18 protein-coding genes are annotated in these 24,951 nt (G+C 48.9%); 4 read left to right on the forward strand and 14 right to left on the reverse strand.

Annotated elements, in window-relative coordinates:
• Positions 1 to 25: 25 nt before the first annotated feature.
• Both ACKTR5_RS03380 and ACKTR5_RS03385 read left to right on the forward strand, forming a co-directional pair.
• On the forward strand, positions 26 to 1,384 hold the full coding sequence (locus ACKTR5_RS03380) for a gluconate:H+ symporter (RefSeq protein ID WP_407879182.1): 1,359 nt from the start codon (positions 26 to 28) through the stop codon (positions 1,382 to 1,384).
• A gap of 158 nt (positions 1,385 to 1,542) precedes the next feature.
• Entirely contained in the window at positions 1,543 to 2,493 is a 951-nt protein-coding gene (locus tag ACKTR5_RS03385; RefSeq protein WP_407879184.1) for a glycosyltransferase family 2 protein, read from the forward strand.
• A 53-nt stretch (positions 2,494 to 2,546) separates the two neighbouring features.
• Here the strand turns inward: ACKTR5_RS03385 and rlmD are convergent, their stop codons facing one another.
• The 11 genes from rlmD to ACKTR5_RS03440 all read right to left on the reverse strand — a co-directional run bounded on the left by rlmD (position 2,547) and on the right by ACKTR5_RS03440 (position 18,519).
• The gene (rlmD, locus tag ACKTR5_RS03390; protein ID WP_407879185.1) at positions 2,547 to 3,917 is read right to left on the reverse strand and encodes a 23S rRNA (uracil(1939)-C(5))-methyltransferase RlmD; all 1,371 of its coding nucleotides are present in this window, start codon (positions 3,915 to 3,917) and stop codon (positions 2,547 to 2,549) included.
• Between the two features lie 137 nt (positions 3,918 to 4,054).
• Positions 4,055 to 5,068 (reverse strand): diacylglycerol kinase, encoded by a 1,014-nt coding sequence (locus ACKTR5_RS03395; protein ID WP_407879187.1) that lies wholly within the window; start codon positions 5,066 to 5,068, stop codon positions 4,055 to 4,057.
• Positions 5,069 to 5,150: 82 nt separating this feature from the next.
• On the reverse strand, positions 5,151 to 6,578 hold the full coding sequence (gene gatB, locus ACKTR5_RS03400) for an Asp-tRNA(Asn)/Glu-tRNA(Gln) amidotransferase subunit GatB (RefSeq protein ID WP_407879188.1): 1,428 nt from the start codon (positions 6,576 to 6,578) through the stop codon (positions 5,151 to 5,153).
• Positions 6,578 to 8,047, reverse strand: a complete 1,470-nt coding sequence (gene gatA, locus ACKTR5_RS03405) for an Asp-tRNA(Asn)/Glu-tRNA(Gln) amidotransferase subunit GatA (RefSeq protein WP_407879190.1) — start codon at positions 8,045 to 8,047, stop codon at positions 6,578 to 6,580. Before gatA ends, gatB begins: the two co-directional genes overlap by 1 nt.
• Positions 8,047 to 8,358 (reverse strand): Asp-tRNA(Asn)/Glu-tRNA(Gln) amidotransferase subunit GatC, encoded by a 312-nt coding sequence (gatC, locus tag ACKTR5_RS03410; protein ID WP_407879191.1) that lies wholly within the window; start codon positions 8,356 to 8,358, stop codon positions 8,047 to 8,049. The genes gatA and gatC overlap by 1 nt, the downstream gene beginning before the upstream one ends.
• Before the next feature lie 204 nt (positions 8,359 to 8,562).
• Entirely contained in the window at positions 8,563 to 10,608 is a 2,046-nt protein-coding gene (locus tag ACKTR5_RS03415; protein ID WP_407879192.1) for a KUP/HAK/KT family potassium transporter, read from the reverse strand.
• Positions 10,609 to 10,757: 149 nt separating this feature from the next.
• Complete coding sequence (locus ACKTR5_RS03420; protein WP_407879194.1) at positions 10,758 to 11,897, reverse strand: CamS family sex pheromone protein; 1,140 nt, start codon at positions 11,895 to 11,897, stop codon at positions 10,758 to 10,760.
• A 47-nt stretch (positions 11,898 to 11,944) separates the two neighbouring features.
• The gene (gene ligA / locus ACKTR5_RS03425) at positions 11,945 to 13,978 is read right to left on the reverse strand and encodes an NAD-dependent DNA ligase LigA (RefSeq protein WP_407879196.1); all 2,034 of its coding nucleotides are present in this window, start codon (positions 13,976 to 13,978) and stop codon (positions 11,945 to 11,947) included.
• Between the two features lie 26 nt (positions 13,979 to 14,004).
• Complete coding sequence (gene pcrA / locus ACKTR5_RS03430; protein ID WP_407879198.1) at positions 14,005 to 16,308, reverse strand: DNA helicase PcrA; 2,304 nt, start codon at positions 16,306 to 16,308, stop codon at positions 14,005 to 14,007.
• Positions 16,309 to 16,548: 240 nt separating this feature from the next.
• On the reverse strand, positions 16,549 to 17,745 hold the full coding sequence (locus ACKTR5_RS03435) for an ATP-grasp domain-containing protein (protein ID WP_407879200.1): 1,197 nt from the start codon (positions 17,743 to 17,745) through the stop codon (positions 16,549 to 16,551).
• A gap of 99 nt (positions 17,746 to 17,844) precedes the next feature.
• Entirely contained in the window at positions 17,845 to 18,519 is a 675-nt protein-coding gene (locus ACKTR5_RS03440; protein ID WP_407879201.1) for a glycoside hydrolase family 73 protein, read from the reverse strand.
• A 273-nt stretch (positions 18,520 to 18,792) separates the two neighbouring features.
• On the opposite strand from ACKTR5_RS03440, the gene ACKTR5_RS03445 reads away from it, so the two are divergent.
• Positions 18,793 to 19,767, forward strand: a complete 975-nt coding sequence (locus tag ACKTR5_RS03445; protein ID WP_407879203.1) for a polyprenyl synthetase family protein — start codon at positions 18,793 to 18,795, stop codon at positions 19,765 to 19,767.
• Between the two features lie 333 nt (positions 19,768 to 20,100).
• Complete coding sequence (locus tag ACKTR5_RS03450; protein WP_407879204.1) at positions 20,101 to 22,041, forward strand: glycosyltransferase family 39 protein; 1,941 nt, start codon at positions 20,101 to 20,103, stop codon at positions 22,039 to 22,041.
• Positions 22,042 to 22,099: 58 nt separating this feature from the next.
• Here ACKTR5_RS03450 and ACKTR5_RS03455 read toward each other — a convergent pair whose 3' ends face one another.
• The 3 genes from ACKTR5_RS03455 to ACKTR5_RS03465 are packed head-to-tail and all read right to left on the reverse strand — an operon-like array spanning position 22,100 to position 24,892.
• Positions 22,100 to 22,396, reverse strand: a complete 297-nt coding sequence (locus ACKTR5_RS03455) for a hypothetical protein (RefSeq protein ID WP_407879205.1) — start codon at positions 22,394 to 22,396, stop codon at positions 22,100 to 22,102.
• On the reverse strand, positions 22,396 to 23,727 hold the full coding sequence (locus ACKTR5_RS03460; RefSeq protein WP_407879206.1) for a VWA-like domain-containing protein: 1,332 nt from the start codon (positions 23,725 to 23,727) through the stop codon (positions 22,396 to 22,398). Before ACKTR5_RS03460 ends, ACKTR5_RS03455 begins: the two co-directional genes overlap by 1 nt.
• A 4-nt stretch (positions 23,728 to 23,731) precedes the next feature.
• Positions 23,732 to 24,892 carry an AAA family ATPase gene (locus ACKTR5_RS03465; protein WP_407879207.1) on the reverse strand — a complete coding sequence of 387 codons (1,161 nt, stop codon included), beginning with the start codon at positions 24,890 to 24,892 and terminating at the stop codon, positions 23,732 to 23,734.
• Positions 24,893 to 24,951: the final 59 nt, after the last annotated feature.

Consider the following 24,951-nt stretch of genomic DNA (forward strand, 5'->3'; position numbering starts at 1 on the left):
TGCATTCGAGAGGAAAGTTTAGATTATGACGCCATTTATTGTTTTGATTCTTGGAATCGCGTTACTACTGGTACTGATCATTCAGTTCAAGCTGAATACCTTCGTTTCTTTGATCGTGACGTCCATCCTGGTCGCCTTAGGTCTAGGAATGAACCCAGCAGCTATCGCCACATCCATCAAAACCGGGATCGGTGGCTCACTTGGTGAGTTAGCCATTGTCTTCGGTTTTGGTGCCATGATTGGCCGGTTAGTTTCCGATTCTGGTGGTTCTTACCGAATCGCCAAGACACTGATCAACGCCTTTGGTAAAAAGCACCTTCAAGTCGCCATCGTTGTTGCTTCATTTATCATCGGAATGTCCCTCTTCTTCGAAGTTGGATTAGTTCTTTTGACACCAATCGTCTTTGCCGTTGCCCTAGAAGCTGACGTTCCCTTTGTTTATCTGGGAATTTCCATGGCGACCGCACTGTCTGCCACTCAAGGGTTCCTGCCCCCACAGCCTGCACCAACGGCTGTTTCAACCGTTCTCCACGCCAACACGGGAACGGTGCTTCTGTTCGGGATCATTGTGGCCATTCCGTGTGTGATCATCGCCGGACCAATCTTCACAAAGATCGTGCAACGCTTTGAACCAGACGTTTTTGTCGTTAAAAAAGAATTACCTGCCTTTGGTGAAGTTAAGCAGTACAACCTAGACGACACCCCAAGTTTTGGGATCGCCGCTTTAACCTCACTGTTCCCCGTTATTTTCATGGCCATTTCAACGATCTACACCATGACTGCCTTGCATGGGGTTAAACCCACTCATCCACACGGCTTAGCGTCCGTCATGATTATGCTGGGTGATCCCGTTATTGCCATGGTCATTTCCCTGCTCTTTGCCATCTGGTCCATGGGCTTTAACCGTGGCCGGACGATGAAGGAAATCAGTGGCACGATTGAAGACGCCATCAAGTCGATTGCCATGTTGCTGATGGTTATTGGTGGTGGTGCTGCCTTCAAACAAGTTCTGATCGATGGTGGTGTTGGGACAGCCGTTCAACAACTGATGGCTGGTTCAAAACTGTCACCATTCATCCTAGGTTGGTTGATTGCCGTAATTCTCCGTGTTTCACTGGGATCTGCGACTGTTGCCGGGATGACTGCTTCTGGGTTGGTTGTGCCATTGATGCACGCAACTGGTGCTGACCCAGCCTTAATGGTTCTGGCCATTGGTGCCGGTTCATTGGCCGCTTCACACGTTAATGATGCCGGCTTCTGGATGTTCTCAGAATACTTCGACCTGACCGTTAAACAAACGTTGAGTATTTGGACCGTCCTTGAAACCATTATCTCCGTCGTTGGGTTACTGATGGTTCTACTATTAAACACGGTTATTCATTAATTAACATCAAACGGGCTGCCACGGCAGACCGTTTTTTTGTCTTATAAAATGAGCAACTGATCGTCAACGCTAGTTTAATCCCCTCATTTTGGCTATACTAGTACTATTATTATCTAACCGCCACCAACACGTTTACCTATAGGAGCAACCACATTCCCATGGAAGAAGCATCAGTCACACAATCAATTGTCAGCGTTATTGTTCCCTGTTATAACGAGCAGGAGATGGTGCCACTTTTTTACGAAGCCGTAACCGCCGTTGAGTCCCAACTAAATGGGGCACGCCTCGAGTTTATCTTTGTCAATGATGGTTCCACAGATAAAACTCTGCTTGAATTACAACAGCTTAATCATGCGCACCCAGATCAGGTCCATTACATCTCATTTTCAAGAAACTTTGGAAAAGAGTCAGCCCTGTATGCTGGTCTTGAACATGCAACTGGGGACTATGTGGCCGTTATGGACGTTGATCTTCAAGATCCGCCCGAACAGCTTCCTGAGATGCTCCGGGGCATTCAGGACGAGGGTTACGACGTTGTGGGGACCCGCCGTGTGAACCGCGATGGTGAACCCGTCATTCGTTCGTTTTTTTCCAACCTCTTCTACAAATTGATCAATAAAATTTCGAGTACCGAAATGCTTGACGGCGTCCGTGATTATCGGTTGATGACGCGCCAGGTCGTTAACGCCATCTTGTCCATGCCTGAATATAACCGGTTTTCGAAGGGCCTCTTTAGTTGGGTTGGTTTCAAAACAAAATATTTAGCCTACGAAAACCGCGATCGGGTGGCCGGCTCCACCTCGTGGTCCTTCTGGAAGCTTTTTCAATACTCACTGGACGGAATCATCAATTTCTCCGATGTTCCCCTCTCCTTTGCGGCTTTTGTCGGGACCTTTTCGTTTATCCTATCGATTATCGGGATGATTTTCATTGTGGTTCGTAAACTGATCTGGAACAGCAGTGTTAACGGCTGGAGCTCATTGGTCATGCTTATCCTGCTCATTGGTGGCCTTCAATTACTGTGCCTTGGTATTGTTGGTAAGTACATTGGAAACCTCTACCTAGAGGCAAAGCACCGCCCTGTTTACATCGTTAAAGAGAAAAAATAAGTCGTAAAAAGGCGCCTCAATTTTTAAAATTGAGGCGCCTTTTTGTAAGCTCATTAATCTTTCACTAACGTCAAAACACATTCAACATGCGTTGTTTGTGGGAACTGATCAACAGGTTGCACGTTACCTTCAATGTGGTAACCGCGTTCCATAAACAGTTGCACATCACGAACCAACGTTGCTGGGTTACAGCTGACGTACACGACCCGTTTTGGTGCAACATCCGCAGCAGCGGTAATGAATTCAGGTGCCAGTCCTTTACGTGGTGGATCAACCATGATGACGTCTGGCTTTAAACCGTCTTCATGCCACTTAGCCATCTGGGTTTCTGCCTTCCCGACCACAAAGTCGACATTGTCGATGTGATTCAGGTTCGCATTCGTCTTTGCGTCACTAATGGCTGTTTGGACCATTTCAACCCCGTAAACGTGCTTCGCATGGCTTGCGACAGCCAACGAAATGGTTCCGATCCCACAGTAAGCGTCGATAACCGTTTCTTGTCCTGTGAGGGCCGCCTTTTCAATGGCTAACTGGTACAACCGTTCCGTTTGTTGCGGGTTGACCTGGTAGAAGGAGTGCGCGGAAATTTCAAACGTTAGGCCCATCAATTGATCATGGATCACTGGACTACCAAAGTGAACCCGATCTGTTTCACCCAGTAACACGTTGGTTGGTTTAGGGTTCACATTTTGAATGATGCTCTTCACTTCTGGCAGTGCCTTCGTGATTTCAGCAACCAGTTCGTTGACCATCGACAACTTATGGGACTTCGTAACGATGACAATCATCATCTCGTGACTGTAATACCCACGACGAACCATGACCGTCTTGACAACTCCGGTATTGTTTTCTTCATTGTACGCGTCAATGTGGAAGCGCCGTAATAGATCCCGAACGACCACAATGGCTTCATCAATTTTAGGATCCTGAATGTAGTAGTCTTCAATTGGCACCACTTGGTGTGAACCACGCTTATAAAAACCCGTTTGAAGCACGCCGTTAATGTTTCTAACCGGCACTTGTGCCTTATTCCGGTAATGGTAAGGTGTGTCCATTCCCAGCGTCTCAGCGACGTCAACGTTCGTTAAGTGAGCCTTTTTAAATAACTGGCTAACTTGATGTTGCTTAAAGGTCAATTGGCCTTCGTAACTCAAGTGTTGCAAGGGGGCAATGCCCGTTTGGGTGTACGCAGCATCCACGTTTTTCACCCGATCTGGACTTTCTTCAATAAACGTAACGACCCGACCAAAGGCGTATGATTTCGCGACCTTGGTCACGGCCATCACGACCTTTTCCCCAGGTAACGCATTGGCAACAAAGATTGGAAAATCGTCAATCTTTGCGACACCCATCCCCTGGTACGTCAAATCAATAATGTCAGCAGTATACTGCTCATTTTTTGTTACTGGTGCTGTAAACTTCATTTAAATTTCCTTTCGACAGTTGCGACAGTCACAATGTTTAAAAAACTAACCCGCCTAGTATAGCATGTCCACCTGGATAACAAAAGAAGCGATCACATCGTCCACCACTCGCTAGACAAATGCGCTCGCTTCCTTAATTATTTTTCGGTCTGCTGATCTTCAGGAAGTTTGTCCACTTCCTCCACAAATTTTCTGGCATCGGCTTCAATGGCCAGGTCCTCACCGGTGATTTGTTCATCCGGAATGGCATCTAAATCTGCGAACATTTCGATGTGTTGTTTATGGTCGATAAACGTCATCGGTGCATCACCACCGTATTCACCGTCTAAATTAATCATCAGCCGGTCATCATTTAGTGGCTTTGCAATGACCTTACTGGTCTTTTTATAGATGATGTGGGGATCATTGATGTGCCGACCACCGTTTAATACCAGCGTCATCAAACGAAGTAATTGTGCCATGCTGGCCGTCTTCACGATCAACAGGCTAAACTTACCGTCATCAAGTGAGGCATCCGGGACGATCTGTTCGAACCCACCGATCGAGTTGGTTAGCCCTAGTAAAAACATCGAGGCTTCCCCTTCAAACTTGCCGTCGTCGTATTCAATCGACATCTGGATGGGCTTAATTTGTGGCAACAGCTCTGCTCCCCGAACAAGGTACGCCAGGTAACCAAAGATGGTCTTCATGTCAGACGGCACGTCATACGTCAATTCCGTCAGTAAGCCCCCGCCAGCAATGTTGATGAAGTAAGTTTCACCGGCCTGCCCAATGTCCATCTTGATGGTCTGATTTTTCAAAACCACCTTGGCCGCCTCTAACGGTGACTCACGGGGAATCCGCAGCGCTCGGGCGTAATCGTTGGTGGTTCCAGCAGGAATGATTGCCATTTTCGGTCGCTTTTTTAACCCAGCGATTCCGTTAACGACTTCATTGATCGTGCCATCACCACCAGCAGCAACAACTAAATCGAACCCTTCTTCGGCTGCTCGCCGTGCTTCGTTCTTAGCAGAATCTGGTTCCGGCGTCGTTGCGTACGCACTGGTCTCATACCCCGCCTGCTCAAAGACGTTTAAAATATCAATTAAATCTCGCTTTAACGCTTCCCGTCCTGAGGTCGGGTTATAAATGACCCGTGCGCGTTGTCCCATGGTCTATCCTCCACACATTCAAATAAATTTAGTTCTATGTATTGAAACGCTCACCGTGTGTGAACGTTTCCTGTAACTGATCTTAACGGGCGTTTAACGAAGCCATCAACAGTTGATTAACCACCTTAGGGTTCGCCTGGCCGTGTGTTTGTTTCATGATTTGACCAACCAAGAAGCCAACCGCACGATCCTTCCCATTTTTAAAGTCTTCAATTGATTGTTCATTGGCGTCCAAAATACCGTCAATGATTGGTTGTAACTGCGCTGGATCTGATAACTGAACCAACCCATGTTCCTTCACGTAACTTGCTGGATCTTCATCATCAGTAACGGCCTTAAAGACCTTCTTCGCCATCTTCGACGAAATGGTCCCGTCCATCTGTAACTTGATCATTGTTGCCAAGTTTTCTGGGGTCAACTTCGTATTCTGCAAATCAACCTTGTTGTCGTTCAGGTAGGCGTTAACATCCCCTTGCAGGTAGTTAGACGTCAACTTAGCGTCAGCACCAGCAGCCACTGTCGCTTCAAAGAAGTCTGACATTTCCTTGGTCTGAGTCAGCACCATGGCATCATAATCCGTTAAGCCAAGTTCATCAACGTAATGTTCCCGCCGCTTTTCTGGCATTTCTGGCATGGTCTTTTGAATGTCAGCAATCCAATCATCCGCAATTTCAACGTTAGGAATATCTGGTTCTGGGAAGTAACGGTAATCATCCGCCCCTTCCTTAACCCGCATCAAGATCGTTTCATTGGTTGTTTCATCGAAACGCCGCGTTTCTTGCTCGATTTTACCACCAGCAAGTAACACCTGTTGCTGACGTTTCTCTTCAAATTCCAACCCCTTACGGACGTAGTTAAAGGAGTTTAAGTTCTTTAATTCCGTTTTGGTCCCAAACTGATCAGAACCGTAAGGCCGAATTGAGATGTTAACGTCGACCCGCATGGACCCTTCTTCCATCTTCACATCGGAAACACCGGCAAACTGAATCCGTTGCCGTAACGTTTCCAGGTATGCGTAAGCTTCGTCAGGTGACGCAATGTCAGGTTTTGAGACGATTTCAATCAGCGGTGTGCCCTGCCGGTTTAAATCGACGTATGAATACCCATCAGGATTATGCGTGTTCTTCCCCGCATCTTCTTCGATGTGCATCTCTTCGATCCCAATTTTCTTCTTGTTTCCGTCAACCTCAATTTCAATCCAACCGTTTTGCGCCAATGGCACATCAGATTGTGAAACTTGGTAAGCTTTCGGATTATCAGGGTAGAAGTAATTCTTCCGATCAAAGTGAGTGTGCTGGTTGATCTTAGCATGGAGCGCTAAGGCTGCCCGCATCCCGTATTCCACAACCCCTTTGTTTGGCGTTGGCAGAACCCCAGGATACCCCCAGTCGATCACGTTTGTGTTGGCGTTCGCTGCATCCCCGAATTCAACGGGCGAAGGACTAAAGATTTTTGAATTTGTTTTTAGTTCAACGTGGACTTCCAGCCCAATTGTCGTTTCAAAGTTCATTAGGCCTGTCCTCCTTTAAACATGGTTGGTTTTGCTTCATGGAAGTTTGTGTGTTGTTCGAACGCATAAGCCGTGTTCAGGACACGTGCTTCGTCAAACCGTTGTCCAATGATCTGTAACCCAACGGGCAACCCATCAACGAGCCCTGCTGGTAATGAAACGGCTGGTAACCCGGCTAAGTTTGCGGGGACCGTAAGCATGTCGTTCATGTACATGGTCATGGGGTCCTTCGTTTCAGCACCAATGTTAAACGCTGGTGTTGGCGCTGTTGGTCCAACGATTACATCATAATCCGCAAAGACCCGGTTAAAGTCTTCGATGATCAGCGTGCGAATCTTGGCTGCCTTCATGAAGAACGCATCAAAAGCACCGGCTGACAGGGCAAACGTCCCCAACATGATCCGCCGTTTAACTTCATCACCAAAGCCTTCAGAACGCGTCTTTACGTAGAGTTCTTCAAGGTTCTTGGCGCTTGGCGTCCGGTAACCATACCGAATTCCGTCAAAACGTTGGAGGTTCGATGAGGCTTCGGAAGGTCCTAAAATGTAGTAGGCCTGAATCCCGTGCGTACTGTGTGGCAAGCTCACTTCATCAACCGTTGCGCCCAGTGCTTCCAGCTGCTTTACGGCAGCCTTAATTTGATCACGAACACCGGCGTCAATCCCTTCGCCGAAGAATTCCTTTGGCACACCAATTTTTAGACCCTTAATGTCGCCGGTTAACCCAGCAACATAATCAGGAACCGGCGTGATTGATGACGTTGCGTCACGTTCATCACGACCAGCGATCACGTTCATCATTGCGGCTGCATCCGTTACGTTACTCGTCATTGGCCCAATTTGGTCCAATGACGACGCAAAGGCAATTAAGCCCCACCGGCTGACCCGCCCGTACGTTGGCTTTAACCCAACGATACCGTTAAAGGCGGCTGGTTGACGAATGGACCCCCCAGTGTCAGAGCCTAAAGCTGCCAAAACGTCGCCTGCAGCTACGGTTGCAGCTGAACCACCGGATGACCCACCAGGAACTTTGGTCGTATCCCACGGGTTATGTGTCGTTCCGTAGTAGGACGTCTCCGTTGATGCCCCCATGGCAAATTCGTCAAGGTTCGTCTTACCAATGGTAATCGCCCCGTTCGCCTTTAACCGTTCCACAACATCGGCATCGTAAATGGGTGTAAAGTTAGCCAGCATCTTTGATGACGCCGTTGTCAGTAACCCGTTTGTCGTCAAGTTATCTTTATAGGCCACAGGAATTCCAGAGAAGGCGTTGTTTTCGTCAATGCCATCCGCGTCAATGGCGGCTGCTTGTGCCAACGCTTCATCATCGTTTACCGTGACGTACGCGTTCAGCGCGTCTTCGTGATCATGAATGTTCGTTAATGTTTGTTTCGTCAGTTCGGTTGCCGATAGCTCTTTGTTGACCAATGCTTGGTGCAAATCAGCAATGTTCTTGTATTGCTCAGTCATTAGGCGTCCTCACTTTCGTCAAGAATTGCTGGGACCCGAATGTAACCGTCCGCAGTATCTGGTGCTTCGTTTAATAAAGCGTCTTTTTGGTGAGCGTTAACCGCTACGTCATCACGCAAGATGGCGGCTGCGTCAACCATGTTCGTTGTCGGTTGAACATCATCGGTATCAACCTCGTTCAAACCATCAATCATGGTAATGATTTCATCTAATTGATTGGTAAACTTAGCGGCCTGTTCGTCGGTCAATGAAAGTTTTGCCAATGCGGCAACGTGCTCAACTTCTGCACGTGAAATTGGTTCTTCTGCCATGCTCATCCCTCTTTCTAAAAAAACTTGTCACTATCTGGTCTATTATACGACAAAGCACCCAGTGTGTGGACGCTTCCGGTAAAAAAATGCGTGAATAAAACGACCGGACACCGCCTTTTCGATGAAAAAGCGAACATTAACACAAATGGTCGGCTCCCATTACGCAGGAAGCCAACCATTTATCTACATTAATCGCTTATCCGTTTACTTGTCTGATTCTGGTCTTTCCGGCCGTTCTGATCGCTTACGGTTATGCTTAACGCGCCGCAAAACCGGCCGACGTTGATGGCCCAAAACAAGCGGAACATTTTCAACAATCACGTCCGCGAACTCCAAACCAAACCACGATGCCGGGGAACTTGTCAAGTTTTGTAAGCCCACCCGTAGTTGAATCATCAACCGGTCAAACGGTTTTAACCGTGATTCCGGCGAAAGTTCTTCCTGCATCAGGACAAAACTAAAGTCACCAACGTTGCGCCCCTTCATCATCGTGTACCGCTGTGGTTGTGCAGGTAAATCACCACTCTTGATCAGTTCCTGAACGATCGCCCGCAGGTACACGTTGACCCGTTGCTCCCGCCGGAAACCAAGGTACAGTTGAACGTTAATAACGTTATCTGTCCCCAACATGTCGACGTCGTAATTAGCCGTGTACGGTTCATCCGTTACGTTAACCGTCACAAACCAATACGCCTGGGCCCGCTTTGGCCGTTTATCCAAAATTGAATAAATCATTTCCCGTTTGATGAGGTGCCCTGGCTTAACCTTTGCCATGTACACCAAATTTGTTGCAAACGTAGGGTAATCCGCATCATGACTCAACGCCACCAATTGATCGGTATAGTCATCCAAATCAACGTACGCTGAGCCAAATTCATCACGGTCACGAATCTTATTCCCGTAATACCAAATGTACATGACTAAGAGGATCAGGCCCGCTAAAATGGCCGTCACATACCCACCATGAACAAACTTAACCATCGATGAAACAAAGAACATTGTTTCTAACGTCCCAAAGAAAAGCACCATGAGGCGACTCAAATGGACGTTGATGTGCTGCAACTGCAAGTATTGGAACAGTAGGATCGTGGTCATCAACATTGTGACGGTGATGGCTAATCCGTAAGCTGCTTCCATGTGCGCAGACGTCCGGAAGTACAGAACGATGCCGATACAAGCAACCCACAAAATACCGTTTACTAGTGGCACGTAGATTTGACCATGTTTAATGGTTGGGTACACGATTTTCAGCCGTGGTAACAGCTTTAATCGAACCGCTTCAGCAACCAACGTATACGATCCCGTAATCAATGCTTGTGACGCAATGATGGCAGCCAAGGTGGCTAAAACGATCCCAATCAAACGCCAATCTCCCGGTAACAACTGGAAGAACGGGTTGAAATCTGCGCCCGCCCCGAGCTTGGCATCATTAGCGTGTTGAATGATCCACACACCCTGACCAAAGTAGTTCAACATGAGGCAGATAAACACGTAGGGCCAACTACAATCAATGTTCCGTTTACCCACGTGACCAATGTCAGAGTACAAGGCTTCCGCACCGGTTGTGGCCAGGAAGACACTCCCGAGGATAAAGATCCCCACGTGGTTATCCGGGCTGAACAGTACGCTGATCGCGTAGTAAGGATTCAGTGCCTTTAAGATGCTAAGATCAGGCAACATGTTCAGTAAACCCACCACACCAATAAACGTAAACCAGAGTGTCATGATCGGACCAAACGCGCGCCCAATGGCCCGGGTCCCAAACCGTTGAATGACAAAGAGGAACGAGAGGATGGCTAGGGTAATGATAATAACGTCCGTTTGATCATGAACGGGCATCCACTGATGAAACGACACACCCTTTAGCCCTTCGATGGAGGTCGTTACGGTCACTGCTGGTGTTAACATCCCATCAGCAAGTAACGCGGCGCCCCCAATCAATGCGGGGAAAATTAACCACTTGGCACGGTGGCGAACCAACGTGTACAGTGCGAAGATTCCTCCTTCACCATGGTTGGTTGCATGAAGCGCAATCAGCACGTACTTCACGGTTGTTAATAACATAACCGTCCAAAAAATTAATGAAATGCTCCCGGTGATCAACTCACGGCTAGCCGTTGTTAGGCCACCGTTATCACCAAGAATCGTTTTCATAACGTATAGTGGTGATGTCCCAATATCACCATACACAATTCCTAGTGTTACCAGTAATCCGGCAGCACTGAGACGGTTGCGTTCCGTTGGCTTCATCCTTCATATCCTCCAATAAATCCCATTTCGTAATGCCCCTATTTTAACGACTTAATCGTTAAAACGCACCCTTTTCCAACTTATTTATTGCTTAAAAAAATTGGTACCCCTGTTGGGCACCAATTTGAGTAATTTAAATGATCAGATTGTTAATAAGAACCAAAAACATGACTCGTAAACTTCGTTGATCCCGAGTCACGACTCAAGAACGCTTGGGTCCCGTTTGTCGACTGAACCGTAATGTCGATTGGCACCCCTGACGGTAGGTACTTCGGTGCGACCTGCGCCAAGTACTGGGTGAAACTAATAATCTCTGTTTCGCTATAAAACTGGGTGGTGATCGTGACATTCATCCCCGTAAGGCTGCCATTTTCGTATTGTCCTTGACCCGTCACACTACTAAGGTTAGGGAAGAAATTTTGAACCTGCGTTTTAAAGTTTTCAAAGTTAGTTTCATCGTTGCTTGTGCTGGATGAACTGGAGCCACCGGCCGTTGGGAAGACAACGTTCTTTTGGCTGATCCCCTTCCATGATCCCAATGAACTACCGTTATTAACACTGTAGGAGAAGAACGTTCCCCCGACCAGACTGTCATCTGGTGCTTGCTTATACAACGCAATCACAATGGGAATGTCCTTACCAACACCTTTTTCGGCACGAACCCGCTTCAGAACTTGGGCCGCAATGGCCTTTCCTTGCGCTTCCATGTCGGCATCAGAAATCTTTGTTGAATACTGGGCACCATATTGTTCCTTAGTGTAGTAGTCAACTGCGTTAAGACCGATCCCAATCGTCATCCCTGACAGTTTCAAGTTACTGCCATCCTGTGTCATGTAATCCTGTTCTTCAATCGCTTGCAGATACATCGGGTTCCGCTTGTCAGGGTCTTTTTTACCATTATCTTCTGGATTCAGCCCCGTCGGATTGCTCTTTGACTTCCGGTCAACCCAATTTTGCACCGTTCCAGTGGATAAATACTGTCCCTCTTGGAAGATGTACTTACTGGTCGAAAATTGCTTTTTAGACACATTCAACAAGCCATTTTCAAAGCTCTTTAAATTCAAAATGTTGTCGTCTTGGTCATTTGTGACCCCACGTGACTTACTGGTCTGATAATGACCATCTTTGATGACACCCTGGTAACTGCCGCTATTGGCTTCACCCGTCGTCTGTGTCTTTTTTGAGTTCGACGTTGTGGTTGTTCCACTCTGTGTTTTACTAATGTTGCCACATGCGGCTAACATCACCATGGATGACAGCAGGGCCACCCCAATCCAAAACTTCTTCACCTTGATTTAGCTCCTTCTTGGTTAACTTGACCGACGTTAACCGTTCATTAGTCAGCGGCCATTGTCTCCGCAAACCGCGTTTCATCCCAAACTTCAATTCCTAATTCCGTTGCCTTTGTTAGTTTGCTACCCGCTGCTTCACCAGCAATCAACAGATCGGTACTCTTTGACACGCTCCCGGTCACCTTGGCACCGTGCGCTGTCAACCAAGTGGTGGCAGCCGACCGTGTCATCTGGGTTAGCTTTCCAGTCAGCACAACCCGTTTGCCACCAAAGAACGGGTCATCCGCGCCTTGGGCAATATCTGGTCCATTATAGCGCATGTTCACGCCGGCCGCTGTTAATTCTTCAACAAGTTGCTGGGCTGCTTCGGTGCCAAAATACTGCGCTACCGCATCCCCGATGACCATACCCATGCCATCAATTGCCGCGATGTCTTCTGCCGTCGCCGTCATCACCGCTTGCATGGTTTGAAAATGAGCAGCAACTTGGCGAGCCGCCTTTGAACCTAGGTGGCGAATCCCCAAGCCGAATAACAAACGTTCCAAAGAATTATTACGGCTATTATCAATCGCTGTCAATAAATTGGCAGCAGATTTCTCACCAAATTTAGTTAAAGTTAACAATTCATCCTTTTTTAGTGAGTACAACCCAGCCACATCATCTAATAGGTGCCGGTCGTAGAGTTGGTTGACCAACGCCGGGCCCAGTCCGTCGATGTTCATTGCATCTCGTGACGCAAAGTGGGCCAACCCCACCGTTATCTGTGCGGGACACTTCGGATTAATGCACCGTAATGCCACCTCGTCATCCAGATGAACTAACGGGCTCTCACACGATGGACACGACGTTGGAATGACGTAGGCCTCACTGTCGGTGGGCCGTTTACTCAAAACCACTTCACCGATTTCAGGGATGATATCCCCCGCCTTGTGGAGCGTGACAACATCGTTAATCCGAACGCCCTTTTCCATTAAGTAATCAGGATTGTGCAGTGACGCGCGGGCAACTGTCGTGCCGGCAAGTTGAACCGGATCCATCACTGCCGTTGGTGTTACGATCCCCGTCCGACCGACCGTCCATTCGATCTCGCGAACCACCGTTTGCTGTTCATCCGGTGGAAATTTGTACGCAATTTCCCACCGTGGCACTTTAACCGTGTTGCCCAACTCGTCTTGTTGATCAACCGGGTTGACCTTGACCACAATACCGTCAATACCGTAACTTAACGTGTCCCGTTGCGCGGTATATTCATCAATGTACGCCTGAATTTCAGCCATGTTCGTGCAAACACGGCTGTGTGGATTGACCGTAAAGCCAAGTTCTTCATACCGGGCTAAGGCCTCGTGTTGGGTGCTAACCCCAAGCGCGGCAAAGTCTGTGGTGTAATAAATAAACGTTGCTAACTGCCGCTCCGCAGTGACCTGTTTATCTAACTGTCGCAAAGATCCCGCCGCGGCGTTTCTTGGGTTGGCAAACGGTGTCTTTCCGTCTGCTTCCTGACGTTCGTTTAATGCAGCAAACGCCGCCTTAGGCATGTAACACTCCCCGCGAACTTCAATGGAGAGCGGTTCTGTTAACTGCTTAGGGATGGACGCCACGGTTCGAAGATTCTCGGTAATGTCCTCACCAATGTTTCCGTCACCACGGGTTGACCCTTGAACAAAGACCCCATCTTCATAAACGAGCGAAATCGCTAACCCATCAATTTTTAGTTCGCAATTGTAGGCAAGTTCTTCCTGTCCCAAATTTTGCTTAGTTCGAGCGTCAAACTCAGCCAGCTCTTCAACAGAAAATACATCGCCCATTGATAACATTGGCACAGCATGATCGATCTTACTGAACCCCGGCAACGTCACGTCACCAACCTGTTGACTGGGAGAATCTGCCGTTACGAGTGCGGGGAACGCTGCTTCTAACGCAAGTAACCGCTGATACCGTTCGTCATAGACGTGATCCTCCACGGTGGGCGCATCCTGAACATAGTACGCATTCCGCCACTGATTCAACTGATTCCGTAGTGCTGCCAGTTCTGTTTCTGCAGCGTCGTTTGTCATCTCTGTAACTGGTTGATCTGCCATCATCAGGGCCTCCTCTTTAAAATGACTTATACTTTGGTGATTGGTGCAAAGGCCGCCAGCAACCGCTTGATTCCTTGTTCTGGAAAGGCGATGTCGAGTTCGGCGTCTTCACCACTCCCATTAACCTTCACAACGGTTCCTTCGCCCCACTTTTTGTGCGTGACCTTGTCGCCGGCTGCCCAACCAACCTGTTCGGCACCGGTGCCCTTTGCCCGTTCCACAGTGGATTTTGTTCCCTGCGGTTTAGCTTTATAGGTTGTGGATAACGCTGAGGCAGTGCGCCGATCAAACGGTGTCTTCACGCTACCAGCACTGGCCATTCCACCTGCACTTTGGTTTTCAGAGTGAAGAAGGTCTGGATTAATTTCTTCGACAAATCGTGACGCTGGGTTGTTTTGAACCCGACCGTACAGCAAGCGAGAAAAGGCGTTTGTTAAAAACAGCTTTTCCTTCGCCCGGGTGATTCCAACGTAGGCTAACCGCCGTTCTTCTTCCAGCTCGTCTTCTTCCATAAGGGCCCGTGAAAGTGGGAAAATGCCCTCTTCCATCCCCATTAAAAAGACAACTGGGAATTCTAGTCCCTTGGCCGCATGAAGCGTCATCAACGTCACAGCCTGCCCGTTTTCTTCGTCCACATCATCTAAGTCTGAAACTAATGCTAAATCAGCCAAGAAGTCGACGAATTTATCACCGGACCCATCGGGCACCACCTCGCCGGCTGCTTCTGCATCCGTTGGTAACGGCGTTGAGGGCTCATAGTGATCATCAAACTGCTTGGTAACGGACAGAAATTCCTCCAAGTTTTCGATGCGGGTATCGTCTTCCAGTGAATGGGTCGCCTTTAGCGCTGCTAAATAACCAGACTTATCCAGTAATTCTTCCGTTAACTCGGTCACCGTTGCGCTTGAACGGTGGGCACTGATGGTGGCCATCATGTGACCAAAATCATCAAACGAATTCCGTGCCCGTCCAGAAACATCGTTTGCCATGGCAACGTTTTGGGCCGCCTCCAACAGACTGAAATTATTATAGTTGGCAAATGCCCGGAGCTTTTCCACAGAGCCACTCCCCAACCCACGTTTAGGTTCGTTAATGATCCGTTCAAAACTCATGTCATCTTGCGGGTTCACCAGCAACGTTAAGTAAGCCAACACATCCCGGATTTCTTTACGGTCGTAGAACTTATGACCCCCGACCATGTTATATGGCACATTACTCTTAACCAATGCATCTTCAATCGATCGTGATTGCGCGTTGGTCCGGTACAAAATGGCGAAGTCGCCGTAATTACGGTGGCCACTTTGCATCTGCTTTTCAATTTGGGCAATCACAAACAACGCTTCGTCACGTTCACTTTGCGCACGGTAATAAGAGATCGGTTCACCAGAACCATTCTCTGTCCATAACTCCTTTTTCCGACGTAAAACGTTATTTTCAATGACCTGGTTGGCCGCAGTCAAAATCGTCTGCGTGGACCGATAGTTTTGGGCCAGCATAACCGTTTGTGCTTCGGGATAATCCTTTTCAAAATCAAGAATGTTGTTCATGTTGGCACCACGCCAACCGTAAATACTCTGATCAGCATCCCCAACAACACACAGGTTGTGCGTCCGGGCAGCTAACAGTGACACCAGCTTATACTGCGCATTATTCGTGTCTTGGTATTCATCCACATGAATGTATTCAAACCTTTTCTGGTAAAACTCTAAGACATCTGGCGCCTTTTCAAATAATTCAATCGTTAACATGATCAAATCATCAAAATCCAACGCCTGGTTCGCCTTTAATTCACGTTGGTACGCTTCATAAACGGTTGCCGTAATTTGTTCAAACGGCGTGTTTGCGTTCGCCGCGTAATCTTCTGCCGTTTGCAGGTCGTTCTTGGCGTTCGAAATCGCACCTAGTAACGACCGGGGATCGTACTTCTTCGGATCGATGTTTTGTTCACGCAAAATCCGCTTCACTAACGTCCGTTGTTCCCCGGTATCCGTGATTGTAAACGCCTTGTTGTACGCCAACCGGTCGATATCGCGCCGTAAAATCCGCACACACAGTGCGTGGAACGTTGATACCCAGACATCTTCACCACTTGTGCCAAGCAGAGCCACTACCCGTTCACGCATTTCGCGGGCTGCTTTATTCGTAAACGTAATTGCTAAAATATGCCATGGTTTTACGTCCTGCTCTTCAATTAAATAGGCCACCCGGTGCGTTAAAACCCGGGTCTTCCCGGAGCCAGCACCAGCCATAATCAATAATGGCCCAGCAGTCGTCTGAACTGCCTCTTGTTGTTTATCGTTTAATCCCTCTAATAATGTGGTCGCACTCACGGAATTATGCCCGCCTCTCGTTAAAATTCAGTAGTTAAAGTATACCAAAATCTGCCCTGACAAACCATCATGGCGAACGTATGTTTTCGTTAAATTTTCCCCGGTCATTTTTCGAGCCGCGACACTGGTTTCTCCCCTAAATGAGGGTGCTCTAAACACAAAATAGCCATGGCGAACAAAAAGGCATTCGTCATGACTATCATCTAAGTGGGCATCATTACAGTCCACGTTTTTCTTGATTTAAAGCGCGCCATTTCGTTCTGACCGACTTGGCGTTGGCTGCACTGGGCGGCGTGGATCCCAAATCGTGGTTGCCGACAGTTGGTTCAACCCATCCTGAACGGTCGGGGCCTGGATCAACACGTGCCCGGCCGCTGGTGAAATTTTTCGGCCGCTTCGGTGATAAAAGACAAACTCCCAGTTTGATTTAATGATCCATTGTGTGCGAATTGCTTCCAATTGGTCATCGTCAAAAGAAGCCAGCACCGTCGCTGTATACTGCACTGGTTCCGCAATCGGTAGTCCTGCCACCGCATGCAAATGAGCTTCAAACATGTTGATGTTGGCCGCTTTATCAAAGACCAACCCAGAGCGATCCATGGCGGGCACAAGGTCCCGTAAGAACAAATTTCCGGTCTCCGTGATCAGAAAACTCACTTGAAAAACACCGCAGTAGTTCAAATGTTGGGCAATTCCTTCTGTGATCCGTTTAATCTCGGTCTCCACCTCGTCCGCCAATCGTGCTGGGGCCACCGCGCGCATTAACCGCCCCCGCTGATAACTGGTCTCAATGATTGGAAATAACCGAATGTGCGCGCCAGAGCCCTGTTCTTTCGAGTCGCCCTTGACCACGAGCACAGAAACTTCCTGTGTATGTGGCACCATTGCCTCTAAAATGTGGGGCCCATTTTGTAACATATCCGCCGCTAACGGTACTTCAGCCTGCGACCGAATCGTGAGCTGCTGTTCGCGTTCGATCCCCTTTTGAAGGGGCTTCAATACCGCGGGGTACCCAATTGACGCTGCGGACGCGTAGATGTCGTCCAATTCAACGATTGTTGCATAAGGGGGAATGTTGATGTTCAGTTCTTCAAAAAATGCCCGTTCCAAAGAGCGGTCCTGCATCATCGCCAACGTTTCATAGTTTTGGGGGACCCGGGTAAACTGACTGATAAATTCGATCATGTCACTTGGAACGTGCTCTGATTCATACGTCACCACGTCACAATTTTCAGCAAAGGCCTGCAAGCGTTGTTGATCGGTAAAGGACCCAACAAACACCACGTCAGCCAAACTTGCAATTTCGCTGTCGCCTTCTGATGTGTACGCAGCAACGGTCAGCCCAACTCGCCGGGCCGCGTTAACCAGTAACGGGCCGTTGGAACTATTACCAATAATGCCAATTGTATTTCCAGGGTAAAGTACATTTCCTGCCACGGGGTCAGCCTCCAATAATTAATCGCTTTTCATAATCGTAAGTAAAATATACCGCAATTCACGGCAAAATGTACACTGTGACGGCTTTACGCCCGCCAGTTAGTTGGTCTGATCATACTTGTTGAGGTGGTACTTTTCAACAACTTCGATGATTTTATTCGTGTACGCGGGGTCCGTTGCGTACCCGTCTTTCTGGAGCGCGGCGGCGCCCGCTTTATAATCTGTCGCGGCCAAAACATCCGCATACTTGTTCGCGTTCCAATCCACGCCGTTCACAAACAACTGCGCATGCGCCGTAAATGATTCCTGCCAATTTGCGTACGTTCGAAACCGCGCGTTCACCGTTTCGTAATGGTCGTTGACATATTCTTGGGTACTTAGAGTCACCCCGGGTTCTGCCGAGCCGGCCTTCACCCCAAAGTAATTATGGTACTTGCTTGCTAACGTTGAGCTCCCCCAGTCTGATTCCAAAATCGCCTGCGCAATTTGGACGCTGGCTAAAACGTGGGTCCGCTGCTGCAATTGTTGCGCATATGGGGCAACCCGTTTAATGAAAGCTTGGTGTTCTTGAGTGACCGAATCGACTTGCGGCGTGGCCTTTTGGGGGGTCAACATTGTCACCCCCACACCACTAATTGCTAGCGCTAAGACAAGGACCGTCGCCATGACAAGTCCAGTATTAAACCATCGTAGTCGACCATGATCGATAAAAAAGTTTTTAATTTGTCGACGAAATCGTTTTAGTCCCGTCCCACGTCGTTTTTTCTTCGCCACACTGTGCCGTCCTTTTTTGTTTGTTAAGGTCATTTAAACACAGATTACACCCGTTCATCCGCTTCTCACGAACGCGCTAACAAAAAATTAAGGATTCAATCATCCATTGGCTAAAGCCCCGTCGTTGACAACGTCCCGGCGCTTTTGTAGCATTAAGGACAACCGAAAGTTTTACTTTAATAAGACCAGCCGTTTTTCATAATGGGTTGTGTCAATCATGGCCGGCGTAAACAACAAGCCACCATTTTTAATTAAGAGAGGATTTCAAAAGACATGGTACACCCACTGTGGCGTCAATTTCCAACCGTTAACCACCAGTTAACGCAACTTACAGCTTACTTACCAACATGTGTCGACACATCAAATGATGCCATCAACGCGCAGGTCACCGCACTTCTAACAAATGGTGGTAAATTTTTACGGCCCGGCTTTTTTTACCTCTTTGCTGGTTTAGGACCTGACCAAGAGCCTTCACGGCTTCAGTCTGGTGCCGCAGCCATTGAACTACTGCATGTTGCAACGCTGATTCATGATGACGTCTTGGACGTTGCCGAAATTCGCCATGGTCAACCAACGCTTCAGGTTCAAAACAGCAATAAAATCGCCATTTACACCGGTGACTTGTTGTTCACCAGTTACTTTGCCGAGATTCTCAAAGCGGCCGAGACACCCGCCCAAATTCAGGCAGCAAACACCGTCATGCAGGCGATTCTTGGTGGCGAATTAGATCAGCTAACGGTCAATTTTGACCCACATGTGACGACTACGGCCTACCTCAACGAAATTCAAGGAAAAACCGCCCGCTTATTTGAATTCGCGGCAACGTTTGCCGTCGAACTCAGTCATGGTCGTGCTGACCTCGCCGCTACTGCCGGTCAGATCGGGTTAGCCATCGGGACGGCCTACCAAATTCGTGACGATATTTTGGACTACGTGGCGGATGCCACTACCGCTACCAAACCCGTGCAGCATGATCTCCGGCAGGGTGTTTACACGCTTCCTTTGCTCCTCGCCAGTCAGCAAGACCCAGACTGGTTCAAAGCGGCACTTGCTGATCAAAAGCACCTGACAGACGAAGCGGTTGCGACCATTAATAACCGGGTCCATGATCTTCACGGACCTGAACTAGCAGAAACCGTTGCCCGTGAGTACACGGACCACGCCTTGTCCCTGATTGCAACACTTCCAGCACCCGTTAGTGACCAGTTAACACAGCTGACGACACAATTATTACAACGAAACGCCTAATAAAATAACTGCCCTTATTCTCGGTGCGATGGTAAAAGTCAGTTGTCCACAAACGACTTCAATCATCGCACCGTTTTTTAGTAGCATTCAGTTCACATGATGAGTAGAATGGAATCAATTGGTTCACCCATTATTAATGTTTAAAAGGAGGGGATTCTCATTCAACTTGCATTGCGTCGGACGGTAGCAGCCGTTACTGCCATTATTTTCGGGGTGATTTTTTTCACCGCTCTTGCTCGTCAAACAAGTAGTTTCAGTGATTCCTTATGGCTCCAACCCTCCAGCCTCTTTTTTATGGCGCTGACGGTCGGAGTGTTCATGGTGGTTATCAACATGTGGCTTGGGCGCCTCCCGGATAAGTGGTCGAACTGGGTTAGTGCCGTTGTTTTGGGCCTCGCCATTATTGTTCAACTGTACATTGCCTTCCAGTTCGTTGGAATCGGCAATACGGGCCCTGCGTTAGTTCGCCTTCAGGCCCTAAACTTAGCCCACGGTTCTCATCACTGGTTTAGCTACTTTGCGTGGTACCAGCATGATGTCAACCTCGCAATCATCCTTTCATGGATCATCAAACTGTTTCACGTCCATTCTGCCGTTACGACCGGTTATGTCCTTAACCTGCTAAACTTCATTTTGATCGACTTTACGTTGATCATGAGTTGGCGACTGGTGCGCCGGTATGTTGCCGCAAGTTCTTCGGCCATGTTTGCCATTTTAACGGCGATTTTTGCCCCCTTTTATTGGTTTGCCCTGAACTTTTACGTTGACACATTGGCCGTTGTTATTCCCTTGATGCTCGTTGTGTTATTAAACCGCTATTTTTCCCGGCAACAACGCTTAAATAAAATTGGCTATGCCGCATTGCTGGCCGTTGTCTTTACACTCGGCTACCTCATCAAGCCAAACTTGATCATCGTGCCCATTGCCATTTTGATTTACTGGCTTTTGGCGGCGAAAATCAACCGGACGTCCATCATTCGTGGTTTACTGGGGCTCGGCGTCTTTCTTCTCGTTTGGCTCGCCGGGGTTGGCGTCAGCCATGCCATCCAAGGGCACTACGGTTATCGCGTCAATCAAAGTAAGCAACTGCCAACGTCTGCATGGGCCGTTATGGGACTTAACTCAGATAGTAATGGGCGCTTTAATGACGCGGATGCCCGTAAAATGAGTGGTCACGACCAGCATCAAAATAACGTCACCACCCGCCGCTTGCTTAAACAACGGTTCTCAGACCGTGGCATCTGGGGTGTTCTGGGCCAAGGCTATCAAAAGACCATGACCATGTGGTCCACTGGGAGTCTTGACATGTTTGAATCACCGAACCAGTTCTTCAAGCAGCCCACCTTCTATCAAGTTCATAAAAACAAGCTACAATTCTTAATGATCAACCTGACGCAGGTCGTTTATCTGACGGTGCTCGGTGCCATGTTTATTGGCTCTTTATTTGAAATGCTGGCACCACGGCGAAACCAAGTTCTGTTTTATGAACTAATTGTACTTGGGATTTACGGGATGCACACGTTGCTATGGACGGTGGACGCACACTACGCATACGTCACCTTCCCCATCCTCTTCATGATGGCTGCGACAGGGCTTCACGACATTAGTACCGCCCTCAAAAACTTCTTTGCACATCCTTCTTACGGTGAACGTGGTCGGACATGGACCGGGATCGTTACCCTCCTCGTGTTTGCCATTGGGCTTGGTTACGCAGATCATCATGATCGCCAACCGTTAGTGCAAACTGCGGTCACCCAAACCCAAGTCGTTAGCTCGCAAATGGTTGCTAATTACGCACAGCGTGATTCCCTCACACTAAAGCCGAACCAATCATTGACACAAAAAGTGGTTACGACCCGGCCGTTTAGTCAATTAGAGTTGCCAGATGTGACCACCCGATCGGCAGATCTCCACGTCGACCTTCAGTTGAACAACCAGACCCTCTATAAGTGGTCAGCTGACGACATCAATCATGGAACCGCGGTGACCCTGCAGGATCCTGGCACCTATACGTTTAAAATCACGAACCATACATCGCATAATGTCACGGTTCCGACCACCGCAAGTCCGTACTTAACCTTAGCGGACCATGCAATTGCCGGTCACCCGAACCACTATTTGCGGTATCGGATCCTAAACGTCTTTTCAACACCAATCATTTCTAACAAACAGTACCAATTGCTCTTCATTAGTTTTGCTGTCCTTGCCATTATTAGTGCGCTCGGCCTTGAATACTGGCCAAACCCCAACTGGCACGAACCAGAACTTGATTAAACCAATAAACGCCATTACTGATAACGATTATCAGTAATGGCGTTTATTTTAGTTTCATTCATTGTTGTGAACGATTCAACCACGTAACGGCATCCGCCGTCAGGTAAGTACTGTAATGACGCCGAACGGTTTGTCGTTGGGCATACGTTGCTAAGGGAAGGCGCACCGGCTCAACAAGGTTATTTGTAACCAGTTGATCCGCATACTTAAGGTCCCCCGCTGTTATCTGGGTAATGAATAGTGGATTATCCATAACAACGTCCTGCCACTGATCCTGAACAATTTCCAACGCCCGGACGGCCCGTGGCGTCCGGTTTAAATAGTCCTGCCAGTCAGTCTCTGTTAATGCCGTCATTAAATTGCCTCCATGTCCGTTAACCGCACCACAACACCCGGCGGTGACGTAATGCTCAATGCTTGCGTCCCCGTTAGGACCCAGGTCACCTGATGAAAGCCGTGATCATTGAGCCGACGCTCCCCGGCACCGTCCGTTAAAATGATCACCAGGTCATTTTGCGTTCGCCGCGGGTCATGAACTAAGGTATCAAAAATGGCTTGATAGCGTGTCCCACCACCCGCTCGCCGGGTTTTCATCACCGCTTGTGCAGCGAGTTTTCCTGCCACAACACGCACCATGGGCCCAACCGCCGCGTCAAAGGTCGTGACAAAAACTGGTTTAGCACTGGCACTCACAATGGCGACCAGTTCATCCAATAGCCGCGCTAACGTTGACGCATCGATGGACGCCGATTCATCCACAAACACGACCACTTGGCTCGTCAACCGGGTCAGCGTGCCGGGCAGTTCCATTCGCTGTGGCTGGCGGCGGTTAAACCGCGACTGACTGACCTGTTTGCCTTCCGGTAATCGCCCCACTAATCGAGCGAATAACGCGGCCCACGGCAAACTCGTGTGCGGCGACGTCCTCTGCAGCGCCGTTTGAACGGTACTTGGTAGCTGCCCACGTTGACGAGCGGTTGTGTGGGCCACTGTTTCTTGAACAAGCTGCGCCAACTGCCCTTCTGCCTGGTTTGAATTCGTCGTAAACGTTGCCCAGCTATCATGATCGTCCACTAATTGTGGGCGCTTGGTTGGCGCCGCCAGCTGGGCCTTCTCGTTTTGAGTGGCATGCTCATGACGGTCCAATGATGGCGCGCCGGCCGTGTTTTGTGCGGCCAGTGCATCTCCACGCTGTGTCTGCTCGTTTAGTGCGCGCAGGTAGACGCTCGAATCCGCGTTTGCCGGGAGTGAATGACCCACCTGTTGTTCTAACGCAGCAAGTGTCCATGTCCCGGGGAGCGCATTTGGTAATGCTTGGTTGACCGTGACGTCGGTCGCAATCGTAACGTTCATGGTGGCCGCCTCGTCTGCATACCGGATGGGGTGCCCCCACAACAGGTGCAAACTAATGTGAATCAGCTGCTGCATCAAGACCGTCGCATTCACACTCTGGTCCCAGTTGGCGTCGTTCACGATTAGTCCCAACTGATGATCACGCCACGCAATGGCAAACAGGGTTGAAATCGTCGCCTCGTGCCACCGGGAGAGTTGCACCAACAACTGCCCATAGACCGGAAATTGCCGGGTCAGGTCCATCAGTGCGGTGCTTAAAACGGATTCGCTATCCGCTGGTGAAACCACCGCCGTTTGGTGAAGGCGGGTTAACGCCTGATCAATATTTATCATTCACTCACCTGACAATTTGTCCGTTTAAAATCTGGACGACATACTGAGCAAGGTCGCTCGCCCCGGTCGTTTGTTGCAAACGTGCTAACCACCCAGAATGATTTCCTAACGTGTGAATAACGGCATACTGTCCGTCAGCCGGTAGTGTCCGCAATAGTTCCTGCCACCGCAACGCGTTTTCTGTGACGGTTAGTGGATAAGTCGCGCTCATTCCAGCCGCGATGACCAGTGCCTGTCGTTCGCCAAGCGCTAACTTCTGTACCGCCGTGTGAACAGTTGCCGGTAATGCGGGTTCGCCCAACGCGGTGTACACATCGGCCACGGTGAGGCCCTGGCGAAGAAACGCCGTCAGTTTCGCCCCAACCGTGATCCCTAAGTCACCCGTAATCAGGTCAAAACGTAAAGCGTCTTGCTGCGTTTCAGGTAACCTTGCCAACTGCCGTAGATTATCCGATACCCGCTGCCATGCGCGCGGCGTTGGGTATAAGTCCGTGTCATGCACGTTTGGCTGTAATTCCGTCGGGTGGTCCGTTAAGTACGCCTGGATCTGCGGCATGATGTTCGGCTCACCGTGTCCGTTATCCTCATTCGCCCACGTTAACCAATCCGCCACGGCCACCCGCATTTCTAGCCGCGTTGTTCGATCCTTAATGGCGTCATCACCAGCAGTCACACCGTAAAACGTCTGTTCAAACCCGGCCATTTGGGCGTCCGGGTTTTCCGCAAGGATTAGTTGCACCTCATCGGGTAACGTCAGGTCGTTAATTTGCCGTTGGAGCACCAAATTCATTAGCTCACTTTGAACGGCTTGTGTCCCCCGGTTAAATTCGTCCAACAACCAAATGATTGGTTGGCCTGGGTGGGCCTCCGCAAACTTAATGATGGCGATCAGCGTGTGCGCATAGCCAAACTGAACATCCGCCAACTGCCCGTACAGCTTGGTTTGAATGTAACTCGCGGTGGTTAACGGCGGGATGGGAATCGCTAAGTCACCCTTTTCCGATAAACTGACAACGGTTGTAAAGAGTTTCGCATGCAGCGTTTCGGCGACCTCAGCCACCACGGCAGATTTTCCAATTCCGGCCTCCCCCACAATGTTCGGGACATGCCCTGCCCGTAACACAACCGGAATGGCTGTCAGTAATTCTTGATACGAAAGCGCCATGTCGTCACCCCTTTCCTTTTTAATCGTTACGTTTAATATACGCCCTTCCCCGGGTAACA

Source organism: Furfurilactobacillus entadae (genome assembly GCF_045862745.1).
Taxonomy (GTDB): domain Bacteria; phylum Bacillota; class Bacilli; order Lactobacillales; family Lactobacillaceae; genus Furfurilactobacillus; species Furfurilactobacillus entadae.

What these genes read in the sequence shown, in the direction of transcription:
- ACKTR5_RS03460 (WP_407879206.1), bottom strand. Translation starts at nt 23,727, where the DNA reads ATGATAAATATTGATCAGGCGTTAACCCGCCTTCACCAAACGGCGGTG.
- ACKTR5_RS03415 (WP_407879192.1), bottom strand. Translation starts at nt 10,608, where the DNA reads ATGAAGCCAACGGAACGCAACCGTCTCAGTGCTGCCGGATTACTGGTA.
- ACKTR5_RS03380 (WP_407879182.1), top strand. Translation starts at nt 26, where the DNA reads ATGACGCCATTTATTGTTTTGATTCTTGGAATCGCGTTACTACTGGTA.
- gatC (WP_407879191.1), bottom strand. Translation starts at nt 8,358, where the DNA reads ATGGCAGAAGAACCAATTTCACGTGCAGAAGTTGAGCACGTTGCCGCA.
- ACKTR5_RS03385 (WP_407879184.1), top strand. Translation starts at nt 1,543, where the DNA reads ATGGAAGAAGCATCAGTCACACAATCAATTGTCAGCGTTATTGTTCCC.
- ACKTR5_RS03445 (WP_407879203.1), top strand. Translation starts at nt 18,793, where the DNA reads ATGGTACACCCACTGTGGCGTCAATTTCCAACCGTTAACCACCAGTTA.
- ACKTR5_RS03455 (WP_407879205.1), bottom strand. Translation starts at nt 22,396, where the DNA reads ATGACGGCATTAACAGAGACTGACTGGCAGGACTATTTAAACCGGACG.
- ACKTR5_RS03465 (WP_407879207.1), bottom strand. Translation starts at nt 24,892, where the DNA reads ATGGCGCTTTCGTATCAAGAATTACTGACAGCCATTCCGGTTGTGTTA.
- ligA (WP_407879196.1), bottom strand. Translation starts at nt 13,978, where the DNA reads ATGGCAGATCAACCAGTTACAGAGATGACAAACGACGCTGCAGAAACA.
- gatB (WP_407879188.1), bottom strand. Translation starts at nt 6,578, where the DNA reads ATGAACTTTGAAACGACAATTGGGCTGGAAGTCCACGTTGAACTAAAA.
- rlmD (WP_407879185.1), bottom strand. Translation starts at nt 3,917, where the DNA reads ATGAAGTTTACAGCACCAGTAACAAAAAATGAGCAGTATACTGCTGAC.
- ACKTR5_RS03395 (WP_407879187.1), bottom strand. Translation starts at nt 5,068, where the DNA reads ATGGGACAACGCGCACGGGTCATTTATAACCCGACCTCAGGACGGGAA.
- gatA (WP_407879190.1), bottom strand. Translation starts at nt 8,047, where the DNA reads ATGACTGAGCAATACAAGAACATTGCTGATTTGCACCAAGCATTGGTC.
- ACKTR5_RS03450 (WP_407879204.1), top strand. Translation starts at nt 20,101, where the DNA reads ATGTGGCTTGGGCGCCTCCCGGATAAGTGGTCGAACTGGGTTAGTGCC.